At 38.7% G+C, this 20,716-nt stretch carries 24 protein-coding genes; 14 read left to right on the forward strand and 10 right to left on the reverse strand.

Translation table 11 applies throughout. The features are described from left to right. Positions 1-12 precede the first annotated feature (12 nt). The 4 genes from hydA (at position 13) to AKG34_RS21635 (ending at position 5,146) form a co-directional block, all read left to right on the forward strand. On the forward strand, positions 13-1,431 hold the full coding sequence (gene hydA, locus AKG34_RS21620) for a dihydropyrimidinase (RefSeq protein ID WP_053348272.1): 1,419 nt from the start codon (positions 13-15) through the stop codon (positions 1,429-1,431). 45 nt (positions 1,432-1,476) lie between these two features. After that, positions 1,477-2,961 (forward strand): NCS1 family transporter, encoded by a 1,485-nt coding sequence (locus AKG34_RS21625; protein ID WP_053348237.1) that lies wholly within the window; start codon positions 1,477-1,479, stop codon positions 2,959-2,961. Between the two features lie 16 nt (positions 2,962-2,977). Next, the gene (locus AKG34_RS21630; protein ID WP_053348238.1) at positions 2,978-3,193 is read left to right on the forward strand and encodes a hypothetical protein; all 216 of its coding nucleotides are present in this window, start codon (positions 2,978-2,980) and stop codon (positions 3,191-3,193) included. Between the two features lie 318 nt (positions 3,194-3,511). Continuing rightward, on the forward strand, positions 3,512-5,146 hold the full coding sequence (locus AKG34_RS21635) for a PucR family transcriptional regulator (RefSeq protein WP_053348239.1): 1,635 nt from the start codon (positions 3,512-3,514) through the stop codon (positions 5,144-5,146). 147 nt (positions 5,147-5,293) lie between these two features. On the opposite strand, the gene yhfH (AKG34_RS27195) is transcribed toward AKG34_RS21635, so the two are convergent. The 7 genes from yhfH (AKG34_RS27195) to yhfH (AKG34_RS27225) are packed head-to-tail and all read right to left on the reverse strand — an operon-like array spanning position 5,294 to position 6,437. Then, positions 5,294-5,434 carry a protein YhfH gene (yhfH, locus tag AKG34_RS27195; RefSeq protein WP_082527586.1) on the reverse strand — a complete coding sequence of 47 codons (141 nt, stop codon included), beginning with the start codon at positions 5,432-5,434 and terminating at the stop codon, positions 5,294-5,296. Between the two features lie 23 nt (positions 5,435-5,457). Beyond that, positions 5,458-5,598, reverse strand: a complete 141-nt coding sequence (gene yhfH, locus AKG34_RS27200; RefSeq protein ID WP_082527583.1) for a protein YhfH — start codon at positions 5,596-5,598, stop codon at positions 5,458-5,460. 23 nt (positions 5,599-5,621) lie between these two features. After that, complete coding sequence (yhfH, locus tag AKG34_RS27205) at positions 5,622-5,762, reverse strand: protein YhfH (RefSeq protein WP_082527583.1); 141 nt, start codon at positions 5,760-5,762, stop codon at positions 5,622-5,624. Between the two features lie 23 nt (positions 5,763-5,785). After that, complete coding sequence (gene yhfH / locus AKG34_RS27210; RefSeq protein WP_082527583.1) at positions 5,786-5,926, reverse strand: protein YhfH; 141 nt, start codon at positions 5,924-5,926, stop codon at positions 5,786-5,788. Positions 5,927-5,949: 23 nt separating this feature from the next. Continuing rightward, a complete protein-coding gene (gene yhfH / locus AKG34_RS27215; RefSeq protein ID WP_082527583.1) occupies positions 5,950-6,090 on the reverse strand; it encodes a protein YhfH in 141 nt (46 codons plus the stop codon). Positions 6,091-6,118: 28 nt separating this feature from the next. After that, complete coding sequence (gene yhfH, locus AKG34_RS27220) at positions 6,119-6,256, reverse strand: protein YhfH (RefSeq protein ID WP_082527582.1); 138 nt, start codon at positions 6,254-6,256, stop codon at positions 6,119-6,121. A 46-nt stretch (positions 6,257-6,302) separates the two neighbouring features. Continuing rightward, positions 6,303-6,437 (reverse strand): protein YhfH, encoded by a 135-nt coding sequence (yhfH, locus tag AKG34_RS27225; RefSeq protein WP_083450933.1) that lies wholly within the window; start codon positions 6,435-6,437, stop codon positions 6,303-6,305. 717 nt (positions 6,438-7,154) lie between these two features. Between yhfH (AKG34_RS27225) and AKG34_RS21640 the strand changes: the two genes are divergently transcribed. From AKG34_RS21640 to AKG34_RS21685, 10 genes are all read left to right on the forward strand, one after another. Next, positions 7,155-8,045: a diacylglycerol/lipid kinase family protein gene (locus AKG34_RS21640; RefSeq protein ID WP_053348240.1), complete on the forward strand. Its 891-nt coding sequence runs from the start codon at positions 7,155-7,157 to the stop codon at positions 8,043-8,045. A 237-nt stretch (positions 8,046-8,282) separates the two neighbouring features. Further along, positions 8,283-10,316: a Na+/H+ antiporter gene (locus AKG34_RS21645; protein WP_053348241.1), complete on the forward strand. Its 2,034-nt coding sequence runs from the start codon at positions 8,283-8,285 to the stop codon at positions 10,314-10,316. A 114-nt stretch (positions 10,317-10,430) separates the two neighbouring features. After that, positions 10,431-10,925, forward strand: a complete 495-nt coding sequence (locus tag AKG34_RS21650; RefSeq protein ID WP_053348242.1) for a GNAT family N-acetyltransferase — start codon at positions 10,431-10,433, stop codon at positions 10,923-10,925. A 296-nt stretch (positions 10,926-11,221) separates the two neighbouring features. Beyond that, positions 11,222-12,607 (forward strand): protoporphyrinogen oxidase, encoded by a 1,386-nt coding sequence (locus AKG34_RS21655; RefSeq protein ID WP_053348243.1) that lies wholly within the window; start codon positions 11,222-11,224, stop codon positions 12,605-12,607. 143 nt (positions 12,608-12,750) lie between these two features. Beyond that, entirely contained in the window at positions 12,751-13,293 is a 543-nt protein-coding gene (locus tag AKG34_RS21660) for a helix-turn-helix domain-containing protein (protein ID WP_053348244.1), read from the forward strand. A gap of 73 nt (positions 13,294-13,366) precedes the next feature. After that, entirely contained in the window at positions 13,367-14,476 is a 1,110-nt protein-coding gene (locus AKG34_RS21665; RefSeq protein WP_053348245.1) for an ABC transporter ATP-binding protein, read from the forward strand. Then, the gene (locus AKG34_RS21670) at positions 14,466-15,269 is read left to right on the forward strand and encodes an ABC transporter permease (RefSeq protein WP_053348246.1); all 804 of its coding nucleotides are present in this window, start codon (positions 14,466-14,468) and stop codon (positions 15,267-15,269) included. Before AKG34_RS21665 ends, AKG34_RS21670 begins: the two co-directional genes overlap by 11 nt. A gap of 1 nt (position 15,270) precedes the next feature. Then, complete coding sequence (locus AKG34_RS21675; RefSeq protein ID WP_053348247.1) at positions 15,271-16,074, forward strand: ABC transporter permease; 804 nt, start codon at positions 15,271-15,273, stop codon at positions 16,072-16,074. Further along, positions 16,071-17,144 (forward strand): ABC transporter substrate-binding protein, encoded by a 1,074-nt coding sequence (locus tag AKG34_RS21680; protein ID WP_053348248.1) that lies wholly within the window; start codon positions 16,071-16,073, stop codon positions 17,142-17,144. The genes AKG34_RS21675 and AKG34_RS21680 overlap by 4 nt, the downstream gene beginning before the upstream one ends. Before the next feature lie 362 nt (positions 17,145-17,506). After that, a complete protein-coding gene (locus AKG34_RS21685) occupies positions 17,507-18,397 on the forward strand; it encodes a peptidylprolyl isomerase (RefSeq protein WP_053348249.1) in 891 nt (296 codons plus the stop codon). 171 nt (positions 18,398-18,568) lie between these two features. Here AKG34_RS21685 and AKG34_RS21690 read toward each other — a convergent pair whose 3' ends face one another. The 3 genes from AKG34_RS21690 to phnF form a co-directional block, all read right to left on the reverse strand. Beyond that, on the reverse strand, positions 18,569-18,964 hold the full coding sequence (locus tag AKG34_RS21690; RefSeq protein WP_053348250.1) for a hypothetical protein: 396 nt from the start codon (positions 18,962-18,964) through the stop codon (positions 18,569-18,571). A gap of 208 nt (positions 18,965-19,172) precedes the next feature. Next, complete coding sequence (locus AKG34_RS21695; RefSeq protein WP_053348251.1) at positions 19,173-19,895, reverse strand: SIS domain-containing protein; 723 nt, start codon at positions 19,893-19,895, stop codon at positions 19,173-19,175. Between the two features lie 86 nt (positions 19,896-19,981). Then, on the reverse strand, positions 19,982-20,704 hold the full coding sequence (phnF, locus tag AKG34_RS21700) for a phosphonate metabolism transcriptional regulator PhnF (RefSeq protein WP_053348252.1): 723 nt from the start codon (positions 20,702-20,704) through the stop codon (positions 19,982-19,984). Between the last annotated feature and the right edge of the window lie 12 nt (positions 20,705-20,716).

A 20,716-nucleotide genomic window follows, 5' to 3' on the forward strand; every position in this document is an offset into this window, starting at 1 on the left:
ATGAAGAAGATCATGAAGAAAATTATTAAAAATGGAACAATTGCAACGGCTGCAGATACGTATCAAGCGGATATTTTAATTGAAAATGAAATCATTACAATGATTGGTAAAGACCTTTCAGCAGAGGGAGCGGAAATCATTGATGCAAAAGGCGCGTATATTTTTCCAGGAGGTATTGACCCACATACCCATCTTGATATGCCGTTCGGTGGGACTACAACAAAGGATGATTATGAAACAGGTACGATAGCTGCTGCATATGGAGGTACGACTACGGTCATCGACTTTTGTTTGACCGAAAAAGGGGCGCCATTAAAGAAATCTATAGAAACGTGGCACGAAAAGGCAAGTGAAAAAGCAGCAATAGATTATAGTTTTCATTTAATGATTAGTGAAATTAATGATAAGGTTCTGGCTGAGTTGCCAAGTATCATCGAGAATGAAGGGATTTCTTCGTTTAAAGTGTTTATGGCTTACAAAAATGTTTTTCAAGCCGATGATGCGACACTTTACCGTACACTGCTTCAAGCGAAAGAACTTGGCGCACTTGTCATGGTCCATGCTGAAAATGGTGATGTGATTGATTATTTAACAAAGCAGGCGCTTGCTGAAGGTCATACTGATCCGATTTATCATGCGTTAACAAGGCCTCCGGAACTTGAAGGAGAAGCAACGGGACGAGCAGCCAAGTTGACGGAGATGGCAAACAGTCAGCTTTATGTCGTTCATGTCACATGTGAAGATGCGGTTGAAAAGATTACAGAGGCAAGAAATAAAGGGGTTGATATTTGGGGTGAGACTTGCCCGCAATACTTGGTCCTTGACCAAACCTACCTTGAAAAGCCCCATTTCGAAGGATCTAAATATGTATGGTCTCCACCATTAAGGGAGAAGAGAAATCAGGAAGTACTATGGAACGCTTTAAAAACAGGCCAGTTGCAAACGATAGGCTCCGACCAATGCTCTTTTGATTTTAAAGGTCAAAAAGATCTCGGGCGTGAAGACTTTACGAAAATCCCCAATGGTGGTCCTACAATAGAAGACCGAATGAGTATTCTGTTTTCGGAAGGAGTCAAGAAAGAGCGTATCACCTTGAATCAATTCGTGGACATCACTTCAACCCGGGCAGCCAAACTTTTTGGATTGTTCCCTAAAAAAGGAACGATTGCTGTAGGATCAGATGCGGATATTGTCATCTTTGATCCAAAGGTGGAGCGGACTATTTCTGCAGATACTCATCATATGGCTGTCGATTATAATGCGTTTGAGGGAATGAAAATAACAGGTGAACCGGTTTCTGTTTTATCACGCGGTCAATTTGTCATTAGAGAAAAGCAATTTGTAGGTGAGGCTGGGAAAGGGCAATACTTGAAACGGGCTAAATATAACACGTCGCTGGAGTCGGATTCAGAGCACAAGCTTCCTGTCTAAAAATTCTGTAAGGAATAACAAGCAAATTAATATTGGGGGTTTTATATGAGTGAGAAGAAAGATTATTTAAAGTCTCCCGATTTGCTGCCTATACCTCATAGTGAGAAGAACATAAGTGCAGCCGGCTTTGGATTTATTTGGGTAGGAATGGCTGTAGTATTGGCCGCCTTTGCAATTGGCGGTAACGGTGTACAAAGCTTAGAGCTTGGCTGGGTCGTGCTGGCAACGGTTATTGCTTGTGTAGTTCTTGGCTTTTTGATGACAATGACAGGAGATATCGGGGTTGAGCATGGCATCTCTTTCCCAGTTTATATGAGGGCGCCATTCGGTACGATTGGTACCCATATTCCATCGGTTGTTAGGGGGTTTGTTGCCTCATGCTGGTTTGGTCTTAACACCTACTTTGGTGCAACTGCAATGAATGCAATCTTTGCAACCCTTTTTAACTTTGATAATTGGTTTATCTGCTTCCTCATTTTTGCCGTTTTACAATTAGTTAACACGGCAATGGGAATCAAGTCGATTGAACGTTTTGCTGACTTAGCAGCACCAGTCATCATCTTGATTTCAGGCTGGATGTATTTTACTCTTTCCGATCAAGCTGTGGCCCAAGGAAGAGATGTATGGACCTGGATTGAAAGTCCGGTAACTGGAGGTGCAGCGGCAACGGCTTTCATGGTCGTCATAATGGCTAATATGGGATTTTGGGGTACGTTGGCGGCGGATATGCCGACACTTTCTCGTTATATCAAGGCACCTAAAAATGAAAAAAATTGGTTCAGGCGCAATAAGGGGCAGATTATTGGGAATATTATTACCTATCCCATTACTCAGACGTTCATGGTTATTATCGGAGGGGTTTCTTACATGGCTGTTTCCAATTATGATCCCGTCGTTGCTATACAAGGATCGGCAAGTGGAATTGCTCTTGGAGTCCTTTTAATCATGATAGTTTTTGCTCAATGGTCGACGAATACTACTGCCAATGTAATCCCGGCAGCTACCATTTTCTCAAATGTCATGGGTCCTAAAATGCCTTTTTGGGCGGGAGTTGTTGTCGCCGGGTTTATTGGAATCGTAGTTCAGCCATGGAGCTTGTTCGGCATAATAATAGAAGTTTTGTTAATTGTAGGTGGAGTTTTAGCATCTATCGTTGGTATCCTGGTGGCTGATTATTATTTCCTTCGTAAACGACGTGTTAATGTACCAGAACTATATGAAAGTGAAGGTCAATATAAATACTTGAATGGTGTGAATTGGGCGGGAATCATTTCTTGGGCGATTGGTGGAATAGGTGCCACAGTTTTTTCAAACTATTCGTTTATTGTGGGATTCGTGCTTGGTAGCGCAAGTTATTATGTATTGGCAAAATTTTGGTGGTTTAAGAAATATGAACAAGCTGAAATTATTGACCCCAGTGATGAGAAATATTTAGGTATTTCAATAGGGAGGGATTGGAAAATCGAAAAGGAATTAGAAATTGAAAAAGAATTGGTTATTACGACTGCTACTGGCGGGGAGAATGTGTAAAAAAGGGGGAGTAGAAATGTCCGAATATCAAGAGTATCGCTTAGAAAGGGAACAAATTGATTTTTTACTTGAAAGAGGATATCGAATCACCCGGGTCTCGGAAAATTTAAGTGGGGCTTTTCTCGATTTCGAACTGATAGAAGGTACGAAGCAGGAATGGAAGCAGTTGAATATCAAAACCCCGGAAGGAAGAAAATACTTCTCAACATTGCTTTTCAGGAAGTTGCATTAAAATTCACTTATAAACCTGAAATGCTGGCCTATTCATCAAATGAATAGGCCACTTTTGTGTGGCTGTCTTGAATCAAAGTTCGAGAATGCTTTTGAACCTAAGAAATCAATATTGTTGGCTTTCTGATAGAACTGGTAAGATAGATGGCCAATAGATAATCAATGTAGAATTTGAGTTCATAGCATCATTTTGAACATAAGTGATGAATTTTTTGTTGAATTTTGACGTTAGATTTTCTGACAAGTGTCTGGAGATTTATAGACTGTCCGTTTATAATAGATTTTATAGCAGTTTTATAGAAGGATGGTGGATGGATGAATGAATACTTCGATTACAATCGAGGAAATTCTAACGCGCAGGCATTTTAATCAGACGGATATAATCGCCGGCAGCAGTGGAATAAAGCGTCAAGTGAAATGGGTCCACTGCATGGAAGTCACCCAAATCAGCCACTTGTTAAATGGAAATGAACTGATTCTGACCACCGGTTTGGGGTGGAAAGATTGTGATAGCACATTTCTTTCCTATTTAAATCAGCTAATTCAATGTAATGCAGCAGGACTGTGTATAGAGATAGGTACCCGCACCATGGCAATTCCCCAATGTGCGATAGATCTTGCAGATGAACACCAATTCCCTATCATCCTATTTCATCAAGAAGTTCCATTCGTAGAAATTACTCAGGATATTCATTCCCTAATCATTAATAAACAATATCAAATGATCTCCAACTTAGAGAACTACTCCCAGCAGCTAAATAAAAATCTCCTCGAAATTGACCATTATGAATCAATTCTAAAATTTCTCCATAACTATTTAAATGTACAGGTTATTCTTATCTTTAATGAAAACGATATAGCCAGTATTCCAAAAATAAAGAAAAAAATAACCTATCAAATGTTAGTGGAAGTAAATGAAGAAAAGAGAACTTTGAACAAAACCGTTCTTAGACAACCGATTCAAGTGCTCGGTGAGAATTATGCGGAACTGCTCATTTGCAGTAGCGATAGAGAGTTGACGGATTTTGATTCACTGATCTTGGATCGGACAGCCACCGCATTGGCTCAGCATCTATTACGGGAATTATATATAGAAGAAAAGAAAATGTCAGAAGAAAGCAAATGGCTGACAAACTGGATTGAAGGGGAGTATAGCGACGAAGCAATCCGTGAGCGGCTTTCCTATATTGATCCGAAAATGCAGCTAGATGGCGGGATTGTTTGCATTTGCAAACAACATCCACGGTATAATAAAAGTTCGGCAAAATTAGATGGAACCTATTTTAAGATAATGTTTAGGACAGTTTTTGAACAATATGGCTTTCAGATTTTCTCTATGGAAATTCATCAGCACCTTGTCTTTATCCTAGGCGATAATCGTTCATCCGAAGATTGGAAAGGAAGGGTGACAAGTGCCTTGGATCGTATTATGAAAATGGATGTCAGCGGACGTAATCGTATGAGCCTGCTTACTATTGGGTTTGGAAAACACGTTCAAAAGTTAAGTGAGATTTATAAAAGTTATGAAACGGCTCGTGAGACTTTATTGCTTCAGGATACCTTACCAGAGGAGAACAGAAGCTTTTTTTATCAGGACTTACATATGTATCGTATGATTTCTCTAATCAATAAGCATGGTAATTTGGAAGAAACCGTTCATGAATATTTAGGTCCTGTTATCGAATATGACAAACAAAATAACGGTGAATTGATGCCTACCTTGAAGACCTATCTCGCTTGTAATGGGTCGAAACAGGAAACTTCAAAACAACTATTTATTGTCCGGCAAACACTGTACCATCGGCTAGAAAAATTAGAAAAACTATTAGGGTCAAATTTTATGCGCTCAGATCAACGCCTTGGCATCGAATTCATGATTTTTGCCTTGGATTACTTACAGAACAGTAGTAGGAAGACTAGTGAGAAATATATGGATAAATATGTGGGTAAATAGAAAAAAACCAAGGGTGTTCAACGGACATCCTTTTTATAATGCACTGAAAGGGAGTTGGAGTGGCAAGTTAATATATTGGTGATTTCTCGGAAATGTACTGACATCAAAAAGTTGGCCTTTACAGCTTCTTGATGTCAGTATCTTTTTTTAATATTCATCTTTTTTGGAAAGGCAGTGGTCACATTCCATGAGGTAAGATTCAGCTTGTTCAGTGATTTGATCACCACACTCGGGACATTGTTTAGGTGGCAGGGTTCTAAAGAACTCCAACGGATTTTTAGTTTGCATGATAGTTTCCCCCTTTTAATTGTTTAGTAGTCTTCGCGTTTAGAAAGGCAGTGGTCACATTCCATTAAGTAAGATTCAGCTTGTTCAGTGATTTGATCACCGCACTCGGGACATTGTTTAGGTGGTAGGGTTCTAAAGAACTCCAACGGATTTTTAGTTTGCATGATGGTTTCCTCCTTTAAATGGTTTAGTAGTCTTCGCGTTTAGAAAGGCAGTGGTCACATTCCATGAGGTAAGATTCAGCTTGTTCAGTGATTTGATCACCGCACTCGGGACATTGTTTAGGTGGTAGGGTTCTAAAGAACTCCAACGGATTTTTAGTTTGCATGATGGTTTCCTCCTTTAAATGGTTTAGTAGTCTTCGCGTTTAGAAAGGCAGTGGTCACATTCCATGAGGTAAGATTCAGCTTGTTCAGTGATTTGATCACCGCACTCGGGACATTGTTTAGGTGGTAGGGTTCTAAAGAACTCCAACGGATTTTTAGTTTGCATGATGGTTTCCTCCTTTAAATGGTTTAGTAGTCTTCGCGTTTAGAAAGGCAGTGGTCACATTCCATGAGGTAAGATTCAGCTTGTTCAGTGATTTGATCACCGCACTCGGGACATTGTTTAGGTGGCAGGGTTCTAAAGAACTCTAACGGATTTTTAGTTTGCATGTGGTTTCCTCCTTTTAATTTGGTTAAACTAGTCTTCACGTTTGGTAAGACAGCGGTCACATTCCATTAAGTAGGACTCAGCATGTTCGACAATATGATCACCGCACTCAGGGCAATGTTTAGCAGGGATATTGTTGAAAAATTCAATGGGTTTTTTCGTTTGCATGATTATTTCCTCCTTTAAATGTTTTTATATTTTTTCTTAAAATGATTTATTCTTCACGTTTAGAAAGGCAGCGATCGCATTCTATCAGATAGGAATCTGATTGTTCAACAAGTGTTTCACCACATTCCGGGCAATGGTTAAATGAATGGTTTATTAATAAACTTGATTGATTTGTTTGCATGTCTCGCTCCTCCTCTATATAGTACAGTTATTGTTGTTTGCTTGTTGTTATAATACAGTATATACCCGAAATTGGAAAATGTATAGGTATTTTACAGAAAATTTAAAAAATATTTCAGATTGAGCACAAAAACCCTATAGGAATAGGGTTTTTGTTAATATTTTTTTGGTCATTTATTTAAAAAAAGTGAAAATCTGAAGAAATATATAGGTTGAGAAGTGAGGAAAATTAAGAGCGAACGAAAGGTTATCCAATATTCAATGAAATAAAATAGTGTTTTATGTAACAGATTGAAGTACAGATAAATTACAAAAAAACAAATTGATGGCTAACCTGTTTCTATTTCTATATGTCTTTTAGCTGCTTGCTCTAAAATGTCGGTAAGTTCTTAAGACAGCAGTTAATATATGAAAGTTCCTGTGCAGGACTAAAGAATATAACTTTTTCTCCTTTAAGCACCGATAAGCAAAAAACAGAGTGAATACTAGAAATATGAAACGATGGCTTGCATTCTCAACTTGTTAAAGTACGGCGGAAAATATCATCGTAAAGAAGGAAAGTATCTGACTTGTCAGTAGTGTTTCGTTCTTTTTTTCATGACCAGATACTTTTGATTCAAAAAAATGAATATTAAGCTCCTGAAAAGAGGGTGTGCGGTTTTAGTACTTTAGTAAAGAGGTAACTTGGTAGTAGAAGTACATTAATGGGAGGTCGCATATGTCAAAAGTGATGATTATCATAAATCCATCTTCAGGGAAGGAAAAGGCAGGACAGATTTTGCCGAATGCAGAAAGGGTACTAGGTGATATCTATGATCAAGTGATTGTTCGTAAAACGGAAGTCGAAGGTGATGCTATGAAGTTTGCTAAGGAATCCTGTGCAGAAAAATTTGATGCTGTCATTTCGATGGGGGGAGATGGAACAGTAAATGAGACAGTGAATGGGTTGGCCGAACAGAAGCATCGGCCTGTTTTCGGCATCATTCCACTAGGAACGGTAAATGACTTCGCTAGGTCCCTTGGCATACCATTGGATCCTGATAAATCCATAGAGATGTTAAATGAAGCACAGATTAAGGATGCTGACATCGGGAAGATCAATGATCGTTATTTCATGAATGTGCTGGCGGTCGGTGCAATTGCCGAGGCTACCTCTAATGTGACCGTTGAGCAAAAAACTCGTCTGGGCTCACTTGCCTATTTTATAGAAGGAGCAAAAACATTAGTCAAAAAGACTCCGTTTTCTTTAACTGTTGAACATGATCAGGGAAGGTGGTTGGGAGAGGCATATTTATTAATTGCCACGATGACTAATTCAGTCGGCGGTTTCGAACAACTTGCACCCGAGGCGAAAGTAAATGATGGAAAGTTGCACACATTTATTATTAAAGATTTATCCCTTCCGCTTATTATCAAGATTATTCCGAGTTTAATAAAGGGCGAGATAAAGGGACACGAAGAAGTAGAATATATTCAAACTTCTAAGCTGCATTTATCTACATCAGAGGAACTTGCAATCCATATTGATGGCGATGAAGGGTTTCTTTTACCTTTTCAGGCAAATGTGTTGCACAAACACCTTCGTCTTTTTGTTCCGCGAACAATATGAATGTATAGGTATAGAAGTCGAGTACACTAATCGGAAAAAGCTGATAGGGTAAATGCCGCCAATCACCTTAATATTCAACTTTATCTATCCCGCAACGTGAGGGTCACTTGCTTTTATAAAAAGGTATCATTATTCCGGGTGCTTCTAGGAAATAATAGTTATTGAATGAATGAAGGGGTATATATATGGTACGCTTATAGTTATGAAAATAGATGAGAGAGGATGTTTGATGTTTGTATGGAGTTTTTTCTTGTTATATTAGCCCTTCTAATTTTAATTGGAATGTCTAATGTAATTAACCATTTTATACCCTTTATACCTGTACCGTTAATTCAAATAACGCTGGGTGTTGTGCTGGCGCTTTTACCTTTTGGTATCCACGTAGAGATGGAGACAGAGCTGTTTTTGCTGTTATTTATCGCCCCTCTTTTATTCAACGATGGGAAGAATGTGCCCCGTACAGCCCTATGGAGGCTGAGAGCGCCTATTCTCATGCTTGCATTAGGCCTAGTATTCATAACGGTTTGGGCCGGAGGTTATCTAATCAACTGGATGATTCCTTCGATTCCACTTCCGGCTGCATTTGCTTTAGCTGCCATTTTGTCACCTACCGATGTAGTGGCAGTCAGCGCTTTGGCGAGCCGCGTTAAGCTGCCGAAGAGCATAATGCATCTTCTTGAAGGCGAAGGGTTAATGAATGATGCTTCAGGTCTTGTGGCCTTTAAATTTGCTGTTGCAGCTACAGTCACTGGTGTTTTCTCCCTAGTGGATGCAACGTTTAGTTTTATATGGATTTCAATTGGTGGGTTTGTAGGTGGAGCATTTATTGCCTTCATCATTATCAGAATCCGTGTATTTCTTCGTCGTTTAGGAATGGAAGATGTTACGATGCACATGCTAATCCAAATCCTGACTCCTTTTATAATTTTCCTCGCTGTGGAACATTTTCACCTTTCTGGAATTTTAGCAGTTGTGGCCGGGGGAATTGTCCATGCCATTGAACGGGATCGGGAATTATCACCGACGGTAGAACTGCAGGTTGTTTCAAAGAGTACATGGTCTGTCATTTTGTATGTACTAAATGGACTTGTGTTTGTTTTACTTGGCCTGCAAATTCCAAGCGTGGCGAAAACTATATTTGAAGATCCAGCTTTCAATAATGGACAAGTTATTATTTATATTGTGATTATTACACTGTTCCTCTTTGTTTTACGATTCATTTGGCTTATCGCAGCTTGGTCGATTGGCTGGATCACAAAAAAAGCTGGAGCCCAAAAACCAGACTTGAAAGCGGCCGGAATCATTACCATTTCCGGAGTACGAGGAGCGGTAACATTAGCTGGATCATTTTCGATTCCATACGTATTGGCAGATGGAAGTCCTTTCCCAGAGCGCTCGTTAATCATCTTTATTGCAGCAGGGGTTATACTATTGACCTTGATTGTTGCGAGTGTATTTCTACCTATTGTAGCAAGATCAGAAGAAGTGGAAATCGTAGATAAGCAGGCTGATAAAACAAAATCGGCTACCATTCACACACATCAAGCGGCGATTCGAGTTGTAGAATCCCAAATGACAGATGAAAACCGAGAAGCGGCTTTATCGATCATTTCAAGATATCATACGAAAATCAACGCACTGTCCTATGTAGAACAAGAGAAAGAGCCTGCTGCACTAAGAGAGGAAGAAAGGGTTCTTCGCTTTAAAGCTCTTGAGGCAGAGCAAAGATTCCTAGATAAACTTATTAAAGATGAGAAAGTGGACCGAGAAACGGCATTTATATGCAAGGAATATATTCAACGTATGGAAGGCGCGGTCACAAACCTAATGAAATTCCGTTTTTTCAGGACAGTAACACTTTTTAGAAGAAGTATGTTGCGAGTTTTTAAATTATTTTTCCCTAATAAAAATGAAATAAGAAGAATCAATTTAGAGAGATTGGTAAAGGTAAGAGACCTTAAAGTCAGGATGTATAAAGCTGCCATCCAAGAGATCCAAGCCGGGATTACTTCAGAAAACCATGAGACGTCTTCCATGATTATTGAAGAGTATAAAGTGCTTATTTTAAGATGCAAACGAGAAAATAGAGGCCGTGTTCCCAGTAAAATGGTCGAATATGAAAGAGAGCTATTCTATAAAGCGATTCAGGCAGAGCGTGACGAAGTACAGGATATGTTTGAAAAACGACAAATTTCCCGTGATGTCGCCAATATACTCCGCCAGCAAATCAATTTACGTGAAGCACTAACAATCAATGAAAACACTCACTGAATATATGAAGAAGCGCTGCCGATATCTTCGGCAGCGCTTCTTCCAGTTAGTGGAGGGATTTTCGGAGGAAGTATCGAATTATTAAGGTATTCAATATTGAAGGAGTGTGATCAGGTGGAACAGGATCAGAAAATCGAGACCATCGCTTTAACGCCTTATCTGCGGGAACATCATCAGGAGCTGTCACAGTTTTATTTACCGGAAACACAAACCTCCTTTTCAGCTCTACCGGAACAGTCACTACAATACTGCCGGGAAGATGTGGACAGGCATCCTTTCGTTATATGGGCTGATGGTATCCCTGTTGGTTTTTTCGTTTTACACATTGGAGAAAACATTAGCCCTTTCACCAACAATAATAAAGCAATTTTACTCCGTGGATTTCTCGTTGATCAAAAGCACCAAGGCAAAAAGATTGCGAAGAAAGCCTTGCAAGTCCTTCCAGAATTCGCAAAGGGGATTTTTCCAAACAAAGATTCGATTATTCTTGCAGTGGACGCCATGAACGTGATAGCGAAAACTCTTTATGAGAAATCGGGATTTCAAGATACAGGAATTCAAAAAGAAGGAAGAAGCGGGTGGATGGAGATAATGGAATATAGATTATGAGATTGCATTTGATGGGTTGATTTGTGAAGGGTATTGCTTTCCTTCTGATTGGAAAAAAAGAAAAAGGAACCACACGTAAATACAGATTCATTCGATTACGAATTATTAAATAGGTAACAACTGATATATGCATAGGGCAATTAGACTTTTCGAAACAGGGAAGGTCTTTTTCTTTGTCCAATTTGTTACAAGCTTCATTAGGAAACTTGATGATTTAGGGGGTCGCTTTTAATAATACGGCTGCCTTATGGTACACTTTACTTAATGAAAATTTCGTTAATCGAGGTGTAGTCCTAATGAAAACAGTCGTAGTCGTAGGTGGAGGCATTACAGGTTTATCAACCATGTATTATTTACAAAAAGCAGCTAAAGCGGACAGTCTCTCCGTACGATTAATATTAATAGAAGGTAATGAGGAATTAGGTGGTAAAATCAGGACCGTGCATGACGGGCCATTTAAAATAGAAGCGGGTGCCGATTCGATTGTCGCCAGGAAACAAAATATAAAACCATTTCTTAAAGAATTGAACCTAGAGGATCAAGTGGTCTATAATGCTACAGGAAAATCATTTATCCATACGGATGGCGTGCTAAAGAAAATCCCGGAAGATGCCTTATTTGGAATTCCAATGAGCGTAGAGTCTCTGGCGGAGAGTGAACTTGTATCTGCACAAGGGAAGGTCGACGCCTTAAAGGATTTCTATACAAAAAATGAGACGTTTACGAAGAATGACTCAATCGGCTTATTTCTTGAAAGTTTCTTAGGTAAGGAATTGGTGCAAAAACAAATTTCACCTGTCCTATCGGGTGTTTATTCAGGGAAATTGAATGAATTGACCATTGCTAAAACACTGCCAGAGATGCTGGATTATAAAAATGAATATGGCAGCATCATACGCGGTCTATCTGAAAATAAGCAGAAATACCAGAGTAAGGGAAATAAGAAGTTCCTTTCATTTAAAAATGGCTTATCTGTATTGATTGACCGTATTGAGGAAAGTCTCGATATGGTAGAAATTTTAAAAGGGACCCAGGCGGAAAAAATAATAAAGAATGATGAAGGGTATATAATTTCATTGGCAAATGGTGAAATGCTAGAAACGGATTTCATCGTATTGAGTACGCCGCACACTATTGCCCAGAAACTATTGGGTGATCAGGAGCTGGATAAAGACTTCGCGGGCTTAATCAATAGCTCGATGATTAGCATTTATCTTGGGTTTGATATACCAGATAGCATGCTTCCTAATGATGGGACAGGTTTCATTGCTGGTGATAATAGTGATTTAATTTGTAACGCCTGTACGTGGACGAGCAGGAAATGGGGGCATACCTCTGAAAACAGTCAGCTTTTAGTAAGGCTCTTTTATAAAAGCTCAAGTCCAGACTATGATCGATTACAGTCCCTAACGAAACAGGAATTAATACAGGTGGCTTTAGGTGATATTAAAAATAGCTTGGGTATTTCCGGGACTCCTATAACTAGTGAAGTAACAAAATGGCATGAAGATATGCCGAATTACCATATAAAGCATCCTCACATTGTTCAATCGTTGGAGGCTAAAATCGCCGAGAATTATCCGAATGTTTTACTTGCTGGCTGTTCATACAATGGTGTCGGAATACCGGACTGTATTGCAGATGGGGAAAAGAAAGCACAAGAGATTTATGCGAAGTTGTAAAGGGGGACTGCCAGAGGGGCAGTCCCTTTTTTGTATCTGCTATCCTGGAAATTTCGTTTGAAGTTTCCTGCATTTCCTGTATAATAATATTCGTTAAATTAAACTTTAAGTTTACTATTTGTAAACCGATTGAGGGTAAAATTATGCAAATTGGAAAGAAAATAAAAAACCTTCGTTTGAAAAAGGGATTGACCCAAGAAGAGTTGGGAGAAAGAACTGATTTAAGCAAAGGGTATATTTCACAATTAGAAAGAGATTTGAGTTCGCCTTCAATTGAAACTTTCTTCAATATTTTAGAAGTACTAGGCTGTACCCCAAAGCAATTCTTCGATGAAGAGGAACAGGTCCAGAAAGTAGTTTATGAGGAAGAGGCACAAACATTTTTTATCGATGAGGAACGAGGCTATCAAATTCAGTGGCTTGTACCTGAATCGAATGAGAAGGAAATGGAACCAATTCGCCTGACTCTTCAGGAAAAAGGGGAATTCAAAAAATTCGAACCATCCTTGTCGGAAACATTCGGTTATGTATTAAGCGGAAGAGTTATTGTAAAGCTAGGTACACATACTTATCTCGTAAAAGCCGGGGAATCGATTTATTTTCATGCATCTGATGAACACCAAATCATCAATGATTTTGATGGTCCATCTGAGTTATTGCTTGTGGTGACGGAATCATATTTATAGAAACCAAAACATATGCTGCTGTTTGTTTAGGGTAAAAATAGATTATTAAGGTAATGGAAAGAGGGAAGTAGCTATGACAAACGAGAAGATTATACGCTTCGAACACGTTACAAAGCAATTTGATGATGATACCGTTGTTCTCGATAATGTTAGTTTTGAAGTTGAGAGGGGCAAGTTCTACACACTCTTAGGTCCTTCAGGCTGTGGCAAGACCACTATCCTTCGCTTGATTGCTGGATTTACGGAAGCTTCCAAGGGCGATATTTATTTTGAAGGAAAAAAAATCAATAATGTTCCAGCCAATAAACGACAAGTTAATACGGTTTTTCAAGATTATGCACTTTTTCCGCATTTAAATGTATTTGAAAATGTGGCATTCGGGCTCAGAATCAAAAAAATGAAAAATGCGGATGTAGAAATAAAGGTAAAGGAAGCTCTGAGCTTCGTAAATTTGGAGGGCTATGAAAAACGTGAAATCAGGGAAATGTCCGGCGGTCAGCGCCAACGGGTAGCGATTGCCCGAGCGATTGTTAATGAACCAGAAGTTATCCTTCTTGATGAACCGTTATCTGCCCTTGATTTGAAATTGCGTACAGAAATGCAATATGAATTACGTGAACTACAACAAAGGCTTGGAATCACCTTTATCTTCGTCACTCATGACCAAGAGGAAGCACTCGCGATGTCGGATGAAATCTTTGTTCTCAACAAAGGGAAAATTCAGCAAAGTGGGACGCCTACGGATATTTATGATGAGCCGCTGAATCGATTTGTTGCCGATTTCATTGGTGAGTCTAACATCGTAAAAGGAAAAATGATTGAAGATTATCTAGTGGAATTTGTCGGAAGGCAATTTGAATGCGTCGACCAAGGTTTGAATCGTAATGAAGCAGTGGATATTGTCATCCGTCCAGAAGATTTAGAGATTACTTCTGTTGATCGCGGGAAACTGCAGGTTCGAGTGGATTCTCAGCTATTTCGTGGTGTGCATTACGAAATCAGCTGCTATGACCATGATGGTAATGAATGGCTTGTCCAATCTACTAAAAAGGCGACAGTTGGAGACGAAATTGGACTGTATTTCGATCCTGAAGCAATTCATGTCATGAGGTTAGGTGAAACAGAGGAAGAATTCGATAAGCGTCTAGAAGCGTATCATGATGGGGAAAGTCATGCAGAATAAAATGTCCCGTAATATTTACTTCATTCCTTATGTCCTATGGATTGCTCTATTTGTTATTGCGCCTATTCTGCTCATCCTTTATTATTCTTTTTTTGATATCGAAGGAAATCTATCATTGATTAACTATCAAAAATTCTTTACACCCGTTTATTTAAAAATGACTTTGAGCTCATTTTGGTATGCTTTTTTAATTACAGGAATATCGCTGTTAGTGGCCTATCCGACTGCTTACTTGTTGACAAAAACCAAACATAAGCAGTTGTGGCTGTTATTGATCATCGTACCTTCTTGGATTAATTTACTCTTAAAAGCTTATGCCTTCATCGGTATTTTTGGCACATATGGTGTGGCGAATGGTTTTCTAGAAGCGATAGGAATTGGGAAGCAGCAAATTCTCTTTACAGATTTCAGTTTCATATTCGTTTCGGTTTATATATTTATCCCGTTCATGATCTTACCGATATTCAATGCACTGGACGAAATGAATCCAACACTTTTAGATGCAGCGAATGACTTAGGAGCGTCCCGATGGATGACATTCCGCCGCGTGATTTTCCCGTTAACAATCGATGGTGTTAAGACGGGGTGCCAGGTCGTTTTCATCCCAGCACTTTCATTGTTCATGCTGACAAGGTTGATTGCCGGTAATCGTGTCATTACCCTTGGTACGGCAATCGAGCAGCATTTTCTCGTGACACAGGATTGGGGAATGGGTTCCACAATTGCTGTCTTTTTGATTATTATAATGTTCCTGATTATGTTTGTAACGGGTAACCGAAAGCAGGGTGTGTAAAATGAGTAATAAATTATCACCTTTATCAAAAGCGTTTCTCGTTTTGATTTTTCTCGTTCTCTATGCACCGATTTTCTTTTTAGTATTTTACTCGTTTAACAGCGGTGGTACGATGTATGACTTTAAAGGGTTTACCTTTGAATGGTATAAGGAGCTGTTCCAAGATACAAGGTTGTTGATCATTGTATTAAATACACTTGTGATTGCTTTATTATCTGCACTAATCGCTACGATCATTGGCGTGATTGGAGCAATTGGAATCCGGTCCTTTACGAGCAGTAAAGCAAAAAATACTTTATTGTCTCTGAATAACGTATTGATCGTCAGCCCAGATGTGATTATTGGTGCCTCCTTCCTGATTCTTTTCACAATGGCCGGAATCAAGCTCGGGTTTTACTCCGTACTGTTGTCACACATCGCCTTCAGTATTCCAATTGTTGTTCTACTCGTGCTTCCAAAACTTCAGGAGATGAGTCCGACCTTAATCGATGCTGCCCGTGATTTAGGGGCAAGTCGGTGGGATGTATTGACGAAGGTTATCTTGCCTTACATTTTACCAGGTATCTTTGCTGGGTTTTTTATGGCTTTGACTTATTCACTCGATGATTTTGCGGTTACATTTTTTGTGACCGGTAACGGATTCTCCACCCTTTCCGTGGAAATCTATTCATTGGCGCGCCGTGGAATTTCATTAAATATTAATGCGTTATCGACATTGCTGTTCGCAGTAACACTTCTGTTGGTTGTCGTTTATTATTTTATTACTCAACGAGTCAGGCAGACGGGAATGGGGGGGAGACGATGAAAAAGCTCGTCCAAATGTTCTTAGTCATTTCTGTCGTATCTGCCCTGCTTTTATATGCGATTTCAAGATTGAATACATCGCAGGGTTTTACGAGCAGCTATACGCTTACCATCTATAATTGGGGCGATTACATCGATTCTGATTTAATCGACCGTTTTGAAGAAGAAACAGGCATCAAGGTCATATATGAGACGTTCGATTCTAATGAAGCAATGATGACCAAAATCGAACAGGGCGGTACGACTTATGATATCGCTATCCCGTCCGAATATATGATTGATAAAATGCGTGAAGAAGATTTACTTGTTCCCTTGGATCATTCAAAGCTTCCTAATTTGAAAAATATCGACGAGCGATTTATCAACCTGCCGTTCGATCCAGAAAATAAATTTTCCGTTCCTTACTTCTGGGGAACTGTTGGTATAGTTTATAATTCTAAGATGCTTGGTGGTAAAGAGATTACAGCCTGGGCAGATTTATGGGATAATGATTTGAAAAATGAAATCCTCTTAACAGATGGTGCCCGAGAAGTAATGGGTATGGGCCTGAACTCTTTGAATTATTCTCTGAATGATACGAATGAAGAACATCTTCAAGAGGCAAAAGCCAAACTAGATACACTCACTCCGAACATTAAAGCAATTGTAGGGGATGAAAGCCGCATGCTATTGGAAGCACAGGAGGCGGCGATTGGTCTGGTTTGGTCTGGAGTAGCTTCTGAAATTATGGCTGAAAATGAAGATCTTGAATATGTGGTGCCAGAAGAGGGGTCCAATTTATGGTTCGATAATATGGTTATACCGAAAACGACCAAAAATGTGGACGCGGCTCATCAGTTTATCAATTTCATGCTGGATCCAGAAGTAGCGGCACAAAATGCTGAATATGTTAGCTACTCAACTCCTAATAAAGAAGCGTTGAAATATATGCCGGAAGAAGTAGTGAAGGATGAACGTTTTTATCCATCACCAGAATTAACAGAGAAACTGGAAGTGTACGAAAACCTTGGGAAGAAAAACTTAGCCCGTTACAATGAACTCTTTTTGGAATTCAAAATGCATCGTAAATAACACAAAAAAAGCATGGTGTAAGAGGAATCCTCTTCTTACACCATGCTTTTTCGTTTCTAAGTTTGTGACAAGTTCTAATGGGGTTTTCGTGCTAAACATAGAAAAGTACATCATCACTCTGTTAACATCACTCAAAAGTTCAGTATTATGATATAACTTATCATCTTTGGAATAACGAATCTTTATTGAACTGGTCAGAGGGTAGACGATCAGCCTTTAGTAAAAGTACTCTAAAATATAAGTTGAGAGGTAAGTATGTTAGTATAATGACAGGATATGGTGCATATAGCAGTGGGAGTAAAATCTTAAGGATTTATTAATATTTCCAAGCTATTATAATAGAAAAATTAAGGAGAGTATTCATGAAACTATTAAGAAGCAAGAAGGCATATATTTGGGCAGGAAGCGGTTTAATCATTGCCGGTATCATGGTATTTGCGATGATTTCGTCTACAGATAAGACAATGGCGAGCGTGGATGGAGAGAAAATCAATAAGGATGAGCTTTATGACGCGCTTGTTGAGGGGTATGGAGCAGATACATTAAACTTATTAATTACAAATAAATTGGTTGCATTGGAAGCGGAAAAAGAGGGAATTAAAATTAAGGATGAAGAAATCCAGAAAGAGATCGATACTCTGGTAGAATCCTATGGTGATGAAAAAGCGTTCAAAGAACAATTGGAAGCAAGCGGTTCTTCCATGGATGCCTTGAAAAAAGACATCGTGGTTTATCTTCAAACGAAAAAATTGATTGAACCGAGAATTACCGTGACAGATGATGAAATCAGCACGTATTTTGAAGATAATAAAGATACCTTTGCTCAAGCAGAACAAGTGGAAGCTAGTCATATTTTAGTTGATGACGAAAAAACGGCTAAGAAAGTTGCGAAAGAAATTGCAGAAGGTGGCGATTTTGCTAAATTGGCAGCTGAATATTCTACTGATACAGAAACGGCAGAAAAGGGTGGAAGCTTAGGATACTTTGGTAAAGGTGATATGGTGAAGGAATTTGAAGACGTTGCCTTTGATCTTGATATAGATAAAGTCAGTGATCCAGTTAAATCCGATTATGGGTACCATATCATAAAAGTAACCGGTAAGAAGGAAGCGAAAAAAGCTAATTTAGAAGACAGTAAAAAAGAAATTAAAGAAACGCTTCTTTCTGAAAGATTACAAGAGGAATATTCTGTTTGGTTAGCTGAAGTAAAAGAAGATCATGAGATAACGAATAAATTAGAAGGTACTGAATAAGGGGTGAAAAGGATGATTCCAAATCGAATAACATCCACTTTGGACCATCTTTTTTATAACACTATCCATTGTATTTAGTAATCTTTTTGAAAATATGATCATTGAAGAGGATAGGACCATATTTAGAAAAAAGGAGCAGAGGCGTAATGTCCTCTTCTCCTTTTTTATTTGTTAGAAGTTAGATGAAATGGACTTTTCATTAGAGAGTTCTGATTTTGTAACTAGTTCATCACTTTCTTTTTCTCCTTTTTTATTGTCATCTTTTAATGACTGAGCAGGGGTTTCTTTCAATTGTTTTCCCGCCACTACAGCTTTGGAGCTGATGCCTTTTAATTCACTTGTTGCTTCTTTAACGTCAGATACCATCTGTTCCTTCACTTCGTCTGGATTTTCCTTAACTTGTTCAATCATATTCACGGAGTTGTCTTTTAAAAGGATTGCCGATCTTTTAACTTTATTCCTTTTGTTAGAGTCAAGTAAGGTTAAAGCACCACCTACAAGTCCGCCTATAAGAATACCTTTTAACAGTTTGCTATTCGTTTCAGTTTCAATAGTTGGTTGTGTCATCTATATTTCCTCCTCTAAGAATAGTAGATTGATTGCTTATTAGGGTTTTCCCTTATTTACCATAGCTTAAACTTGTATAATAAAAACAAGGAATAAAAGGGAGTACCTCTAAAATTAAAAGAAGGCATCCGTATGGATGCCTTCTTTTAATTTTGCATATGGAACTAACGAAACAAAAAACTTATGTATTCTTTTTGGGTAAAAGGATTCACAATTGGGGAATCCTTTTTTTATATTTCGCGATTAGTTTTTGATTGTGTTCATCTGCCCCTTCGATATTCCCACTCAGGAAAACGGGAGGGGTCACCCCTGATTTAATAATGGTCTCAATGACTTGGGTGAAAATCATATTTAGAAGGACAGCTCCAATTACAGTCGATCCAGATCCAAATGATATACTGTTTGATTTCAGTAATGTATCACCTTTGGAAATATGATTGTCTATGACTAAATCAACGACATCGTGGAGATAAAGTTTCTGTTTATGCCGTGAAGAACAACTGTTAGCATACTCAGGTGAAGTCAATCCAATAACAAAGGCGCCTTTTTCTTTTGCGATTGTAGCAACATCGATGGGAACGGGATTCACACCAGAGGATGAAATGACGATACAGACATCACCAGGACGGATATCCTCATCATTCATGAATTTCTCTGATAGGCCATTTTGTCTTTCAAGTTGCGATGACCTTGATGCTCCCTTAAAAAGCATCAAATCTTCAACGAAAATAGGACGAATGGCTGCTAACCCTCCTGAGCGGTAGAATACCTCTTCTGTCAATATATGAGAGTGTCCGCTTCCGAACAAATGGATGATTCCATCTGACATTACTGCTTTTGAGATGTGTTCCACAGATTCCTTAATCGAAAGATTTTCCTGTTCTACCACAGTTGAGAGTAAATCCTGCACTGCTTCAAAATATGAGTTCATATGTGACACCCTCCGATTACCTTTAGCATTAAAAGATTATAGTGATGAATTTGTCCTTACTTGCATATCAGGTAAAAATATTCAAATTATCTAGTAATGTTGATTGTAAACTTATACCTGTCTGCACGATAAGCTGATTTAACATATTCTAGGGGGGTTCCATCTTGTAAAAACGTATTCCTTTGAATGAATAAAATGGGCGAATGTTTAGGAATCGCTAAATGGGTAATTTCTGTATCTGAAGCAATCGCTGATTCTAATGTTTGCGTAGCATAGTCGATTTTAAGTTTAGCGTAATTTTCTATATATTGGTAAAGGGACAGGTTGATAATTTCTTCAGTTAATCCCTTAATTAAATTCGCAGACATATACATCGTTTCGAGTGCCATTGGAACGTCATCGGCCAAGCGTATCCGCTTTATTTCATAAACAGGAGCATAAGTGGAAATGTGCAGTTCATTAGCAATTTTTTTATTTGCCGGAATGATTTCGAAGCTCAGCAATTTACTGCTTGGGTTTAACCCTCGGGCTTTCATATCCTCTGTAAAGCTAGTCAGTCCATTAAGCTGCTGCTCCAGCTTCTTATCAGCTACAAAGGTTCCTCTGCCTTTCTGACGATATAGGTATCCATCATTAACTAGGTTATTTATGGCTTGACGGACAGTCATTCGGCTAATTTCGAATTGTTCTGCATATTCACGTTCAGATGGAAGGGCATTGTGCGCTTGGAACTCACCACTTTCTATTTGTCTTTTTATTTGTTCTTCGATTTGAAAATAAATTGGAAGAGGTGAGTTTTTATCAATCATTGATTTTCGCTC

The sequence above is a fragment of the Peribacillus butanolivorans genome, assembly GCF_001273755.1.
Taxonomy (GTDB): domain Bacteria; phylum Bacillota; class Bacilli; order Bacillales; family DSM-1321; genus Peribacillus; species Peribacillus butanolivorans.